A 13,531-nucleotide genomic window follows, 5' to 3' on the forward strand; every position below is an offset into this window, starting at 1 on the left:
TTGGATTGGAAAGGCCGTCTGAAACGGTGTAAAGACGAAATCAAAGATTTCTGCCACACCGTTCAGACGGCCTTGATCATAAAACCGAATGTTCGATTACAGCTCGAAATCGCCCAAATCGTCGGCATTGACTTCCGAATCAATCTGACCAATCAGGTAAGAGGAAATTTCTACTTCCTGCGGCGCAACCTGTACATTGTCAGAAGACAGCCATGCGTTAATCCAAGGAATCGGATTTTGAGTCGCACCTTCAAATCCAGCAGGAAGGCCAACCGCCTGCATGCGCAGATTGGTAATATATTCAACGTATTGAGCCAAAATTTCTTTATTCAGGCCAATCATGGAACCGTCTTTAAACAGATATGCCGCCCATTCTTTTTCCTGCTCGGCTGCTTTTTTGAAGAGATTGAAACACTCGTCCTGTAATTCATTTGCAATTTCAGCCATTTCAGGATCATCGGCACCGGCACGCATCAGGTTCAGCATATGCTGGGTGCTGGTTAAATGCAGTGCTTCATCGCGGGCAATCAGCTTGATGATTTTGGCGTTGCCTTCCATCAATTCGCGCTCGGCAAAGGCGAACGAGCAGGCAAATGAAACGTAGAAGCGGATGGCTTCCAATACATTAACGCACATCAGGCAGAGATAGAGTTTTTTCTTCAGCTCACGTAAAGACACGGTAACAAGCTTGCCGCCGACATTGTGTGAACCTTCGCCCAACAGATTGTAATATTGGGTGTATTCAATCAAATCATCGTAATAGCAGGCAATGTCTTCAGCACGGGCGATGATGTATTTGTTTTGCACAATATCATCGAACACGACTGACGGATCATTTACGATATTGCGGATGATATGAGTGTAGCTGCGCGAGTGGATGGTTTCGCTGAAGCTCCACGTTTCAATCCAAGTTTCCAGCTCGGGAATAGACACCAAAGGCAAGAACGCGACATTCGGGCTGCGGCCTTGGATCGAATCGAGCAGGGTTTGGTATTTCAGATTGCTGATGAAAATATGTTTTTCATGTTCGGGCAGATTGGCGTAGTCAATACGGTCGCGCGACACGTCGATTTCTTCCGGACGCCAGAAGAAAGACAATTGTTTTTCGATCAGTTTTTCAAATACTTCGTATTTCTGCTGGTCATAACGGGCGACATTTACCGGTTGACCAAAAAACATCGGCTCTTTCAGCGCGTCGTTTTTGGTTTTGGAAAAGGTGCTGTATGACATGGTTAGGTGTTCGCAGGACATAATGTCTCTCTTTTTAAAAATTAGTCGACTTTTCTATTAATTGTTAATTCACCATATGAAACATGTTGAATTTTATCAATAAAGTGCCATCCTAAAATAGCGAAGACTAAAAGAACACTAATAAATACATAAAATTTATATTCAGCTAAGAATGACCAAATGGCATCCATATTTTTCCTTTTCTGGAAAATAACAACTTAGCTTCATATAGTAGTAGGTTTTAATTTAAGAAAATCCTTAAAGCCTTCTACTATCTAGAAGCCTTGGATATATTTCAAAAATCAGCCTATTTTAAATCTTACAAGCCCCGCCCGAACAGCCGTCATCTTGAATATCGGTCTGCGTATCGTCTGCGCCATCACGGGTGTTGTGGTAGTACAGGGTTTTGACGCCGTATTTATAGGCGGTCAGCAGGTCTTTGAGCATTTGTTTCATGGAAACTTTGCTGCCTTCAAATTTGTTCGGGTCGTAGGCGGTATTGGCGGAAATCGATTGATCGACAAATTTTTGCATTACACCGACGAGTTTCAGGTAGCCTTCGTTACCCGGAAGCTGCCACAGGGTTTCGTAGGCATCTTTCAGGGTTTCAAATTCCGGTACGACTTGTTTCAAAATACCGTCTTTTGATGCTTTAACGCTGACCAGGCCACGTGGAGGCTCGATGCCGTTGGTGGCGTTGGCAATTTGCGAGCTGGTTTCAGACGGCATGAGTGCGGTCAGGGTAGAGTTGCGCAGGCCGTATTTGACGATGCCAGCGCGCAGGCTTTCCCAGTCGTAATGCAAAGGCTCGCTGCACACGGCGTCCAAGTCTTTTTTGTAGGTGTCGATAGGCAGTTTGCCTTGCGAATAAACGGTTTGGTTGAAGAGCGGGCATGCGCCGTATTCTTTGGCAAGGTTTACCGATGCTTTGAGCAGGTAATACTGCATGGCTTCAAAGGTACGGTGGGTCAGGCCGAGCGCGGAATCGTCGCTGTAACGTACGCCGTTTTTCGCCAGATAGTAGGCGTAGTTGATGACGCCGATACCAAGCGTGCGGCGGTTCATGGTTGCGGTGCGTGCTGCTGCAACCGGATAGTCTTGATAATCCAACAGGGCATCAAGTGCGCGTACGGTCAAATCGGCAAGCTCTTCCAGTTCGTCCAAGTTGTTCAATGCGCCCAAGTTGAAGGCAGACAAGGTACACAAGGCAATTTCGCCGTTCGGATCGTTGATGTTATCCAAAGGCTTGGTCGGCAGGGCGATTTCCATACACAAGTTGGACTGATGAACAGGCGCAACGTGTGGATCAAACGGGCTGTGCGTGTTGCAGTGGTCAACGTTTTGGATGTAGATTCGACCGGTACCGGCGCGCTCCTGCATCAGGGGAGAGAACAATTCTGTTGCCGGCAAAGTACGTTTGCGGATGTTTGGATCTTGCTCGTATTGAGTGTAGAGGCGCTCGAATTCGTCTTGATCGGCGAAGAAGGCATCATACAAACCCGGAACTTCATTCGGCGAGAACAGGGTAATATTGCCGCCTTTGATCAAGCGGGTGTACAGCAGACGGTTGATTTGCACGCCGTAGTCCAGTTGGCGGATACGGTTGTCTTCTACGCCGCGGTTGTTTTTCAATACCAACAGGCTTTCGGCTTCGATGTGCCACAATGGGTAGAACAAGGTTGCCGCGCCACCGCGTACGCCGCCTTGCGAGCAGGATTTAACCGCCGCTTGGAACATTTTGAAGAATGGGATACAACCGGTGTGTTGTGCTTCGCCGCCACGGATTTCACTACCCAAGCCACGGATACGGCCGGCGTTGATGCCGATGCCTGCTCGTTGGGAAACGTATTTCACAATCGCGCTGGTGGTGGCGTTGATGGAGTCAAGGCTGTCGTCGCATTCAATCAACACGCAGCTTGAGAATTGACGGGTAGGCGTACGCACGCCGCTCATGATAGGTGTAGGCAGCGATACTTTGAATGTGGAAACGGCATCGTAAAAGCGTTTGACGTAATCCAAACGGGTCTCTTTCGGATATTTGCTGAAGAGACACATGGCGACCAAAATATATAAGAACTGCGGCGTTTCATAAATTTGGCGGGTAACGCGGTTTTGAACCAGATATTTGCCTTCCAGCTGTTTTACGGCTGCATAAGAGAAGGTCATATCGCGGCTGTGGTCGATATAGGCATTCAGCTCGTCGAATTCTTCGCGGCTGTAATCTGCGATGATGTGGCGGTCGTATTTACCTGCTTCGGTCAGTTTTTTAACGTGATCGTAGAGGTGGGGCGGTTCGAATTCGCCATAAGCGATTTTACGCAGATGGAAAATGGCGAGGCGGGCGGCCAGATATTGATAATCAGGCGTATCTTGTGAGATCAGGTCGGCCGCGGCCTTGATGATGGTTTCATGGATGTCGTCGGTACGGATACCGTTGTAAAACTGAATATGTGATTTGAGCTCGACTTGCGATACGGAGACGTTTTGTAAGCCTTCCGCCGCCCAAGTAACAACACGGTGGATTTTGTCTAAATTGATATCTTCCAAGCGTCCGTCGCGTTTGGTTACTTTAATATTCGTTGCTGCATTCATTGTTCAGTCTTCCCATTAAAAAACACAAGATACGGTATGTGATTGCTTTGAACGGCACAATATAATGTATTTTTCTTTGTTTAACTAGACTTGACAATGCGCTTTTTTCGGGGTGTGGATTAGGGGATGGGAGGCTTAAACTAGATTTTATGTGGCTTTGTGGCGATTTGGCATTATTTTGCGTTTGCATCACATTTTGCCAGACATTGGCTAGAGGCTTATGAAATAAAGAAATTTATATTCAGGTTTCGTCTAAATGGAAGGAGTGTTAAATTTTGCAAAGCAAGTAGTATGATGTAGTAATTAACCACATTTTTGTCATGTAAAAAATGGGCGTTTTGCCGGTGCCCTGGCGAAACATATAATGGAAAAACTATTTAGGAGGCGAATCATGTTAATGTTGAAAAATTTAGGTTCCGCACTGACGGCGGTTGCCGTATTGAGCTTGGGTACTTATTCTGCCGAAGTTGCGGCCAAACCGCATGGCCATCATGTGAGCAAACACCAGCAGGCAAAGAAAAACAAATTGCATCCTGCTTGTAAGAGATACCTTGAGCGCCGTGCCGCTTGGTATCGCTACAAAGGCAATAAGGCCGAGTTGAGGGAAAACCGTAAAGCGGCAAAAGCGTTCCGCGGTTTGTCTTATGCCGAGCAAAAAATTCAATGCCAAGCTGCTTATCAGGCATTTGATGATTTTGATCACGGCAAATTCCGCCGCCGTTAATCGTCTGATTTAAACAAAGGCCGTCTGAATGTTTCAGACGGCCTTTGATATTTATTTCTCAACAATGATTTTGTTTTCGGCTTGAGGCTCGTATTGGGTGGATTCATCACCGTAATACAACACGCCCAGCTTGATGGGGATGCGGCCTTGCGATTTGCGGTGGGCATTGGAGTCACGCAGGGAGTAGGCGCAACCGCAATATTCTTGTTGGTAGAAATGCTCGCGCTTGCTGATTTCAATCATGCGTGCGCTGCCGCCGCCTTTGCGCCAGTTGAAATCCCAATAAACCAAGTCATCGTACGGCTCGGCAGCGCGATGGCCGCAGCCGTTAATTTGTTTCATGTCTTTCCAGCGTGAAATGCCCAGTGAGCTGGTGAAGACATGAAAGCCGTTTTCATGGGCGTATTGCGCCGCTTTTTCAAAACGCATGTCGAAACACATGGTGCAGCGGATACCGCGTTCGGGTTCGAATTCCATGCCTTTGGCTTTGGCGAACCATTCTTTACGGTCGTTTTCGTAGTCATCGTCTTTATCGACAAAAGGGATGCCAAATTTGTCCGCAAAGCGCATATTTTCTTCTTTGCGCAACATATATTCTTTGTGTGGATGGATATTGGGGTTGTAAAAATAAATGGTGTATTCGATGCCGCTGGCAAGCATGGCTTCCATCACTTCGCCGGAACATGGGGCGCAGCAGGAATGCAGCAGGACTTTTTTATGGCCGCCGGGCGGAACGAGAATAGGGCGGTCAATATCGGTAACGATAGGCGTGGTTTTTTCGGTCATGGTTGTATTCTGTTTTTGATATTTTTTCAGACGGCCTTTATCTCTGAGGCCGTCTGAAGGGGTTGAAATCTATTTGTCTATTTTAACAGAGCAATACTTTATGGAACAGTTTGTTACTGCTTTTTCTTTTCGTTCAATGGCTTGAACTCTTGTTCATCCAGAGGCGGGGCTGCGAAGATGGTGTCTGGATTGGGGTGTGCCGCAAATTCTGCCAGCAGGTTGCGATAGTCCAGCGACTGCTTCATCAGTTCGGCCGCGGCGGTGCGCAGGTTGTCCACATCTTCTGGTGGCAGATAAAAACTGGTCGAAATGTTCAATACTTTTTCCCTCAACTCGGAAGGAGGGAGGTCTTTGAGGTTGAGGCTGACGAAGGAGAAGCTGATGCCGTCGGTTTGTTTGTCTTTATTCCACTGATCGACGAAGGCACGGAAACGGCGCAGGGATTCTTGCGAGTTTTGGTCAATGGGGATATTGACGATGGAGGAGACGACGTCGCGGAAACCGGGAACGGCCGCAGTTTTGTCCAAATTGCTGCTGACTTGGTTTTGCGCATTGACGTTGATGACGACGATATGGCGGATGTTGTTTTGCAGGATTTTGTTTGTCAGGATTTTTTCCGGGTACATTTCCGTCATATCCAAAAGGCTACGCATACCCAGATTGTCGGTCAGGCCGCCGTCTATCAGGTGGATGTAGGGTCGGTTTTTCCCGTCTGCGTATTTTTGGAAGCGCTCGTAAAATTCTTTTATGGTGCGGCTTTGTTGTCTGCCTGTTTCGCTGTCGTCTGCATCTTCGATTTTGATCGGCGGCGTGTAGTTGCAGCGTCCGCCGTTGTTGTTTAGGGTGACGGTGCAAAGACCATGGGGACGGAACTGGATGCGGCGACGGCGCGGGCAAGTCGCAAGTCGCCCAAGTCGATACACATCGGGTCGAAATATTCCTGCGTGAAATTGAAACGCTCGCCTATGCCCATATCGGTGGCGGAAATGATGGCAAACGGGCCCTTGGCATTTTTTTCCAAATCGCGGAAAGTGGTTTTGCCGAAAAGGTAGTTTTCAAACTGCTCCTGCAACAGATCGCCGCGTCCGTATTCAGGCGAGGCCAGTCGGGGCAGGTTGGACATGGAAAACGCTTGTTTGACGACTTGGCGTTGGAAGTTTTGGTGTAGGAAACGTTTATAAAACAAGGGAATGGTTTCTTCGCCCTTGAGTGCAAAATAAGCTGCCAAAACCGAGCCGCCGGATACGCCGACCACTACATCGACATTCGACATCAAAGACTGTTTTTTGCCTCCGATAGTAATCTGCTGCTTATGAAGCTGCTCCAACACGCCATAACCCAAGGCCGCCGCGCGCGTACCACCGCCGGAGAACATCAACACAATAAGCGTATCGTCTTCATCGTTGTGCTGAAGCCGGCTGGTTTCAAAGCGGTAGCCGCGTTGCAGGTCGACCGTATCAATACTGGCAACAGGCTGATATTTCACCAGCGAACAGGCGGATAATAGGGCTGCGGAGAGCAGGGAAAGGGCAGATTTAAAAGGGAATTTCGGCATAAACACAGGAAAGTCGGTTGTTCATTCAAAACGGATTATAAAGGTTTTTAGACGGCCTTTATAGAAGGCGGACTTTTAGACGGCCTTTTTGCATCGATTTTCCGTTATAATCGACACAATCTTTATCTTTCCAAACCCTTATGGCGCAACCAAACCGCATCAACCACGAACCTATCTTTCTGCTTGCCTCCGCCCCGTGGCGCGAGAGCAGCTTGTGGGTGGAAGCTTTCAGCCGCCGTTATGGGCGGGTGGCTTTGTTGGCCAGAAGTGCGCGCAAACGGCAGAGCGAATTGCGCGGCGTGTTGGTGCCGTTTGTGCCGGTGAGCGCGTCTTGGTATGGTTCGCAAGAGTTGAAGACCCTGCATCGCGCCGAATGGATAGGCGGTTGGCCGCAGCCGCAGGGCAGGGCTTTGTTCAGTGGATTGTATGTGAACGAGTTGATGCTGAAATTGACCGTCCGCGAAGACCCGTTGCCCGAGCTTTATGATGTTTTGGCAAAGACCATGAAAACCATCTGTTGCGAGGCCAACCATATTGCCACTTTGCGCCGTTTTGAATGGTCGCTGCTGACACGCTTGGGCTTTGCCCCCGATTTGTTCCATGACGGCAACGGAAATGAAATCAACGGTGAAGAAACTTATTGGCTCACACCGGAAGAGGCTGTGGTTCCCCTGGCCGAGGCCGACCGTTTCCATGCGCTCAATAAGGGCGTTGCCGTATTGGGCGCGACGTTAATTGATTTGAGGGAAGGCAGTTTCGTTCATCAGGAAAGTCTGGGGCAGGCTTTGAAAGTGACGCGGCTTTTGATTGACAACCTTCTGCCCGAGGGCATCAAGTCTCGGCAGGTTTTGCAGCAGTTGCAGCAGTTTGGCTTGGGCAGTTGAATTTTTTTCAGACGGCCTGTGATATGAGCAGGCTCAGGCCGTCTGAAACTTTAATGAAAGGACATTATTATGTTGTTAGGCGTAAACATCGACCATATTGCCACCGTCCGCAATGCGCGCGGTACGATTTATCCCAGCCCTGTCGAAGCGGCGCTGATTGCGGAAACCCACGGCGCAGATTTGATTACCATGCACTTGCGTGAAGACCGCCGCCATATTAAAGATGCGGACGTGTTCGCCGTTAAAAACGCTATCCGCACGCGTTTGAATTTGGAAATGGCGCTGACGGAAGAAATGCTGGAAAACGCGCTCAACGTCATGCCGGAAGATGTGTGCCTTGTGCCTGAAAAACGTCAAGAAGTGACCACCGAAGGCGGTTTGGACGTATTGGCGCAACAGGATAAAGTGGCCGAATTCACCAAAATCCTGACCGATGCAGGCATTCGCGTGTCCTTGTTTATCGATGCCGACAACGCGCAAATCCAAGCCGCTTATGATGTTGGCGCGCCCGTTATCGAGTTGCATACCGGTGCGTATGCCGATGCACACGGCCACGCCGAGCAGATGAAACAATTCGAGCGCATTCAAAACGGTGCGCATTACGCCAGCGATTTGGGCTTGATCGTCAACGCAGGACACGGCCTGACCATTCACAACGTAACGCCAATTGCTCAAATTCTTGCCATCCGCGAGCTGAACATCGGTCATTCGCTGATTTCCCAAGCACTCTTCCTCGGCCTGCCTGAAGCGGTCCGCCAAATGAAGGAAGTCATGTTCAGAGCCAGAATGCTGCCTTAACGGCATCAGCCATACAGGCTAAAGCGGTTTGCTTTGGCCTGTATTCACACTTTCAGACGGCCTGACTATTTAAACAAGGAGCAGACCCATGATTTACGGAATTGGTACAGACATTGTTTCCCTCAAACGCATTATCCGCCTGAACAAAAAATTCGGACTGGCATTTGCGCAACGCATTCTCAGCCCGGAAGAGCTGTTGGAGTTTCCACAGGCAGGCAAGCCGGTTAACTATCTTGCCAAACGCTTTGCCGCCAAAGAAGCTTTTGCCAAAGCCGTCGGTACGGGCATACGCGGCGTGGTGTCTTTCCGCAATATCGGTGTTGGACATGACGCACTGGGCAAACCTGAATTGTTTTTTGCACCGGTTTTGAGCAAATGGCTGGAAGAGCAGGGCATCCACGGCTGTCATCTCAGTATGAGCGATGAAGAGGATACTGTCATGGCTTTTGTCATTGCGGAAAAATAAGGCCGGATTTAAGTATTCTGAAATAGAGCATCCTTTTCAGACGGCCTGAAGGATTAGATTTTTGTTAAAAGTCGGGCGTATGGGCCCGACATCGTTTTTTTACGCACAAATCGGCAGGTGTCGCCGCCTGCCGCATAGTAAGAATAATCTCATGATGACTGAAGACACACGTCCCTTGGTGCAAGTGGTTGCCGGGATTTTGCTCGACCAAAACGGCCGCTACCTGCTCAGTTCCCGCCCGGAGGGCAAGCCGTATGCCGGCTATTGGGAATTTGCCGGCGGCAAGGTGGAAGCTGGCGAAAGCGATTTTCAAGCTTTGCAACGCGAATTTGAAGAAGAACTCGGCATCCATATCCTTGCCGCTACGCCGTGGCTGACCAAAGTCCATTCCTACGAACACGCACATGTACGCCTGCATTTTTTATGGGTAGAAGCCGACCAATGGACAGGCGAAATCCAATCGAGGGAAGGGCAGAAATGGGCATGGCAAAAGGCAGGGGATTTTACCGTTGCGCCGATGTTGCCTGCCAATAGCGCATTGTTACGCTCACTATCTATTCCGCGCCAGCTTCAAGGCCGTCTGAAAAGCGGCTTGAGCGGTCAAAACAACATGGGCGAATATCATGTTGCGCCATATGGATTGGCTCATCAAACCGCATCGGCGGTATTACTGGAGTTTGCCGATTGGCAGCAAGACAAGCTGCAAGAAGCGTCCAGCGTGTGGCCAATCATTGAGAATGCCGAACAATGGCGGCAGGTGCAAAATGCGGATGCCGTTGTTTGGAAAGTGGCTGACGAAGCGGCCGCCGGGCAAGTTGCCGATATTTTGGCACAAGGCGTGGCGATGCCGTTGATTGTGGCAGCTCCGGAAAGTATGGTTTTCATTTATCGCGAACAGTGGCAGAGCATGGGTGCGCATGCCGTTTTGACCGATAATGACATTGAGGCCGTCTGAAATGAGTAAAAATCAAAAACTACTGATTACCGCTGTTTTACTGATTGTGTTTGCGGCGGCCAAACTGCTGCTCTTGGATTGGTGGCAGCAACAGCAATCAAAAACGAAAGTAGTCGAATGTAATTTAATACAAGGTTGCATCTTGCCTGACGGTTCAAAAGTGCGTGCGACATCCATCAATACGCACGAGCCGTTTGATATTGTGATAGAGAATGTTCCGCAAAATGCGGGCGCGGTCAGTATCAGTTTCAGCATGAAAAACATGGACATGGGCTTCAACCGCTATAATCTGGTGCAACAATCTCCGCAAAGCTGGCAGGCTTTGCAAATCCGCTTGCCGTTTTGTGTCGAGGGCCGCCATGATTACATTGCCGATATTACCGTCGGCAAACAGACTTTTCAGACGGCATTTAGCGCGAAGTAGCCATCCGATAGAGGCCGTCTGAACGGCCATAGGCTAAAAAAATCTAATTTTTTTGATAACGTATTTAAAAATTCCTTATAAATGAATCAATTATAAATTATTTTTTGATGGATTGTTTACAATCATTCTGACTATAAACCAAAAATACAAAACGGACAGAAGCCAGGCTACATCAGGGTTTGATGTGGCAGGGACTGTCCGTTTTTTATGTTTGTTGCTAAAGAATCATTTATTAGCAACTGAATTTTTTATAAATTTTTTGAAAAAAGTGTTTGACAAGACCTGTTTTATTTTTTAAATTTGTTTCCATAAATAAAAACTACATCGCACTACAAAGGAACATCATCATGAATCTGTATCAAACCACTCTCTCTTGTTATAGATTTTCTCCCCTCTCCGCCGATCCCGTCGTCGTCTGCTTATTGCCAGTCGCGGCGGTCTGAAGGCTCTCAACCCGAATCCAGTTTCCGCATTCCCACAAGCACTTCGGGTTTTAAAACTTCTTTCCCCTGTTGCATTCATATACTGATTAATAATATTTAAAAAACAAATACCTCCGCTTCAGCCTTATTGTATTCAATAGTTTTGATAACTATTTGTTTTTATTAATTTTAAATTTTTAGATGGTTGATAATGGAAATTTTATAGGCCGTCTGAAAACAGTTTTTGAAACGATTGTTTCTTTTTAAACGGTTCGTTTCTGGTTTAGAGAAAACCGAACCGGCCAATTGATACTGATAAAAGTCTATAAAGGAGAAATATGATGAGCCAACACTCTGCCGGAGCGCGTTTCCGTCAAGCCGTGAAAGAATCGAATCCTCTTGCCGTCGTCGGTTGCGTCAATGCTTATTTTGCGCGATTGGCCACCCAAAGCGGTTTCAAGGCGATTTATCTGTCCGGCGGCGGCGTGGCAGCCTGCTCTTGTGGTATCCCTGATTTGGGTATTACCACAATGGAAGATGTGCTGATTGATGCGCGGCGGATTACGGACAATGTGGATACGCCTTTGCTGGTGGACATCGATGTGGGTTGGGGCGGGGCATTCAATATCGCGCGTACGATTCGCAACTTTGAACGCGCTGGTGTTGCAGCGGTTCACATCGAAGATCAGGTAGCGCAAAAACGCTGCGGCCACCGTCCGAACAAAGCCATTGTCTCTAAAGATGAAATGGTCGACCGTATCAAAGCTGCCGTCGATGCGCGCGTTGATGAGAACTTCGTGATTATGGCGCGGACCGATGCGCTGGCGGTAGAAGGTTTGGATGCCGCTATCGAACGTGCTCAGGCTTGTGTCGAAGCCGGTGCAGACATGATTTTCCCTGAAGCCATGACCGATTTGAAAATGTACCGCCAATTTGCAGATGCAGTAAAAGTACCTGTATTGGCCAACATTACCGAGTTTGGTTCCACTCCGCTTTATACCCAAAGCGAACTGGCTGAAAACGGCGTGTCGCTGGTACTGTATCCGCTGTCATCGTTCCGCGCAGCAAGCAAAGCCGCTCTGAATGTTTATGAAGCGATTATGCGCGATGGCACTCAGGCGGCGGTGGTTGACAGTATGCAAACCCGTGCCGAGCTGTACGAGCATCTGAACTATCATGCCTTCGAGCAAAAACTGGATAAATTGTTTCAAAAATAAGTAACCGCTTTCAGACGGCCTTTCAACAAATCCGCATCGGCCGTCTGAAAAATAAAACCCATAAAAATACAAAGGAGAAATACCATGACTGCAACTACTCAAACCCCGACTTTCAAACCTAAAAAATCCGTTGCGCTTTCTGGCGTTGCGGCCGGTAATACCGAATTGTGTACCGTTGGCCGTACCGGCAACGATTTGAGCTATCGCGGTTACGACATTCTGGATTTGGCACAAAAATGCGAGTTTGAAGAAGTCGCTCACCTGCTGATTCACGGCCATCTGCCCAATAAATTCGAGCTGGCTGCTTATAAAACCAAACTCAAATCTATGCGCGGCCTGCCTATCCGTGTGATCAAAGTTTTGGAAAGCCTGCCTGCACATACCCATCCGATGGACGTGATGCGTACCGGTGTATCCATGCTGGGTTGCGTTCATCCTGAACGTGAAAGCCATCCGGAAAGTGAAGCGCGCGACATCGCCGACAAACTGATCGCCAGCCTCGGCAGCATCCTCTTGTACTGGTATCAATATTCGCACAACGGCAAACGCATTGAAGTTGAAAGCGACGAAGAGACCATTGGCGGTCATTTCCTGCACCTGTTGCACGGCAAACGCCCAAGCGAATCACACATCAAAGCCATGCACGTTTCACTGATTCTGTATGCCGAACACGAGTTCAACGCTTCTACCTTCACCGCCCGCGTGATTGCCGGTACAGGCTCTGATATGTACTCCTGCATTACCGGTGCAATCGGCGCGTTGAAAGGCCCGAAACACGGCGGCGCGAACGAAGTAGCTTACGATATTCAAAAACGCTACCGCAATGCCGACGAAGCCGAAGCCGACATCCGCGAACGTATCGGCCGCAAAGAAATCGTGATCGGTTTCGGTCATCCGGTGTACACCATTTCCGACCCTCGCAATGTTGTCATTAAAGAAGTGGCACGCGGTTTGAGCAAAGAAACCGGCGATATGCGCCTCTTTGATATTGCCGAACGCTTGGAGAGCGTGATGTGGGAAGAGAAAAAAATGTTCCCGAATCTGGACTGGTTCTCCGCCGTTTCCTACCAAAAATTGGGCGTACCGACTGCTATGTTCACACCGCTGTTCGTAATTTCCCGTACAACCGGTTGGAGCGCACACGTTCTCGAGCAACGCAAAGACGGCAAAATCATCCGTCCGAGCGCAAACTACACAGGCCCTGAAGATTTGGCATTCGTGGAGATTGAAAACCGCTAATACGCGTAACAGCAGGGTGGGCCGCCAGCCTGCCCCATCTCGAAATGCCGTTTGAAAACAATGAATAAATTAAGTTTTCGTTTTTCGACGGCCTAGTGCAGTATGCGAGAGAGAGAGAGCCGGCCGTTTGGAAAACATGCTGCTCTGCTGTCGTCATTCCCATACAGGCAGAAATTCAAAAGTTGAAATGTTCTGCTGTAAAGAGTGCTGAAAGATTTAAGTTTGGATTTCCGTCTATA

The 13,531-nt window shown here is 48.5% G+C and carries 12 protein-coding genes and 1 pseudogene; 8 read left to right on the plus strand and 5 right to left on the minus strand.

The window, feature by feature from the left end:
- Positions 1–96 precede the first annotated feature (96 nt).
- The 3 genes from nrdB to nrdA form a co-directional block, all read right to left on the minus strand.
- A complete protein-coding gene (gene nrdB, locus HMPREF2871_RS04800) occupies positions 97–1,230 on the minus strand; it encodes a class Ia ribonucleoside-diphosphate reductase subunit beta (RefSeq protein ID WP_004520359.1) in 1,134 nt (377 codons plus the stop codon).
- A 41-nt stretch (positions 1,231–1,271) separates the two neighbouring features.
- Positions 1,272–1,421, minus strand: coding sequence for a hypothetical protein (locus HMPREF2871_RS11950; RefSeq protein WP_004520360.1), 150 nt, complete (start codon positions 1,419–1,421; stop codon positions 1,272–1,274).
- Between the two features lie 121 nt (positions 1,422–1,542).
- The gene (gene nrdA / locus HMPREF2871_RS04805; protein ID WP_070629597.1) at positions 1,543–3,822 is read right to left on the minus strand and encodes a class 1a ribonucleoside-diphosphate reductase subunit alpha; all 2,280 of its coding nucleotides are present in this window, start codon (positions 3,820–3,822) and stop codon (positions 1,543–1,545) included.
- 391 nt (positions 3,823–4,213) lie between these two features.
- Here nrdA and HMPREF2871_RS04810 point away from each other — a divergent pair, with 391 nt between their 5' ends.
- The gene (locus HMPREF2871_RS04810) at positions 4,214–4,546 is read left to right on the plus strand and encodes a hypothetical protein (RefSeq protein WP_039862332.1); all 333 of its coding nucleotides are present in this window, start codon (positions 4,214–4,216) and stop codon (positions 4,544–4,546) included.
- A gap of 51 nt (positions 4,547–4,597) precedes the next feature.
- Here HMPREF2871_RS04810 and HMPREF2871_RS04815 read toward each other — a convergent pair whose 3' ends face one another.
- On the minus strand, positions 4,598–5,332 hold the full coding sequence (locus HMPREF2871_RS04815) for an epoxyqueuosine reductase QueH (protein WP_004520363.1): 735 nt from the start codon (positions 5,330–5,332) through the stop codon (positions 4,598–4,600).
- 113 nt (positions 5,333–5,445) lie between these two features.
- Positions 5,446–6,887, minus strand: a pseudogene (locus HMPREF2871_RS04820) (patatin-like phospholipase family protein).
- 140 nt (positions 6,888–7,027) lie between these two features.
- Here HMPREF2871_RS04820 and recO point away from each other — a divergent pair.
- The 7 genes from recO (at position 7,028) to prpC (ending at position 13,292) form a co-directional block, all read left to right on the plus strand.
- Positions 7,028–7,771, plus strand: a complete 744-nt coding sequence (gene recO, locus HMPREF2871_RS04825; protein ID WP_049335205.1) for a DNA repair protein RecO — start codon at positions 7,028–7,030, stop codon at positions 7,769–7,771.
- Positions 7,772–7,840: 69 nt separating this feature from the next.
- Positions 7,841–8,569 carry a pyridoxine 5'-phosphate synthase gene (gene pdxJ, locus HMPREF2871_RS04830; RefSeq protein ID WP_004520366.1) on the plus strand — a complete coding sequence of 243 codons (729 nt, stop codon included), beginning with the start codon at positions 7,841–7,843 and terminating at the stop codon, positions 8,567–8,569.
- A gap of 88 nt (positions 8,570–8,657) precedes the next feature.
- Positions 8,658–9,035, plus strand: coding sequence for a holo-ACP synthase (gene acpS, locus HMPREF2871_RS04835; protein ID WP_049335203.1), 378 nt, complete (start codon positions 8,658–8,660; stop codon positions 9,033–9,035).
- Positions 9,036–9,189: 154 nt separating this feature from the next.
- A complete protein-coding gene (locus tag HMPREF2871_RS04840; RefSeq protein WP_191620584.1) occupies positions 9,190–9,990 on the plus strand; it encodes an NUDIX domain-containing protein in 801 nt (266 codons plus the stop codon).
- 1 nt (position 9,991) lies between these two features.
- Positions 9,992–10,414 (plus strand): hypothetical protein, encoded by a 423-nt coding sequence (locus HMPREF2871_RS04845; RefSeq protein WP_049335200.1) that lies wholly within the window; start codon positions 9,992–9,994, stop codon positions 10,412–10,414.
- A 763-nt stretch (positions 10,415–11,177) separates the two neighbouring features.
- Complete coding sequence (prpB, locus tag HMPREF2871_RS04850) at positions 11,178–12,053, plus strand: methylisocitrate lyase (RefSeq protein WP_039862334.1); 876 nt, start codon at positions 11,178–11,180, stop codon at positions 12,051–12,053.
- Between the two features lie 84 nt (positions 12,054–12,137).
- Complete coding sequence (gene prpC, locus HMPREF2871_RS04855) at positions 12,138–13,292, plus strand: bifunctional 2-methylcitrate synthase/citrate synthase (RefSeq protein ID WP_049335196.1); 1,155 nt, start codon at positions 12,138–12,140, stop codon at positions 13,290–13,292.
- Positions 13,293–13,531: the final 239 nt, after the last annotated feature.

Source organism: Neisseria sp. HMSC067G12 (assembly GCF_001812725.1).
Classification (GTDB): domain Bacteria; phylum Pseudomonadota; class Gammaproteobacteria; order Burkholderiales; family Neisseriaceae; genus Neisseria; species Neisseria perflava.

Excerpts from the sequence above, each read along its gene's own strand:
- nrdB (WP_004520359.1), bottom strand. The coding sequence starts at position 1,230 with ATGTCATACAGCACCTTTTCCAAAACCAAAAACGACGCGCTGAAAGAG.
- HMPREF2871_RS11950 (WP_004520360.1), bottom strand. The coding sequence starts at position 1,421 with ATGGATGCCATTTGGTCATTCTTAGCTGAATATAAATTTTATGTATTT.
- nrdA (WP_070629597.1), bottom strand. The coding sequence starts at position 3,822 with ATGAATGCAGCAACGAATATTAAAGTAACCAAACGCGACGGACGCTTG.
- HMPREF2871_RS04810 (WP_039862332.1), top strand. The coding sequence starts at position 4,214 with ATGTTAATGTTGAAAAATTTAGGTTCCGCACTGACGGCGGTTGCCGTA.
- HMPREF2871_RS04815 (WP_004520363.1), bottom strand. The coding sequence starts at position 5,332 with ATGACCGAAAAAACCACGCCTATCGTTACCGATATTGACCGCCCTATT.
- recO (WP_049335205.1), top strand. The coding sequence starts at position 7,028 with ATGGCGCAACCAAACCGCATCAACCACGAACCTATCTTTCTGCTTGCC.
- pdxJ (WP_004520366.1), top strand. The coding sequence starts at position 7,841 with ATGTTGTTAGGCGTAAACATCGACCATATTGCCACCGTCCGCAATGCG.
- acpS (WP_049335203.1), top strand. The coding sequence starts at position 8,658 with ATGATTTACGGAATTGGTACAGACATTGTTTCCCTCAAACGCATTATC.
- HMPREF2871_RS04840 (WP_191620584.1), top strand. The coding sequence starts at position 9,190 with ATGACTGAAGACACACGTCCCTTGGTGCAAGTGGTTGCCGGGATTTTG.
- HMPREF2871_RS04845 (WP_049335200.1), top strand. The coding sequence starts at position 9,992 with ATGAGTAAAAATCAAAAACTACTGATTACCGCTGTTTTACTGATTGTG.
- prpB (WP_039862334.1), top strand. The coding sequence starts at position 11,178 with ATGAGCCAACACTCTGCCGGAGCGCGTTTCCGTCAAGCCGTGAAAGAA.
- prpC (WP_049335196.1), top strand. The coding sequence starts at position 12,138 with ATGACTGCAACTACTCAAACCCCGACTTTCAAACCTAAAAAATCCGTT.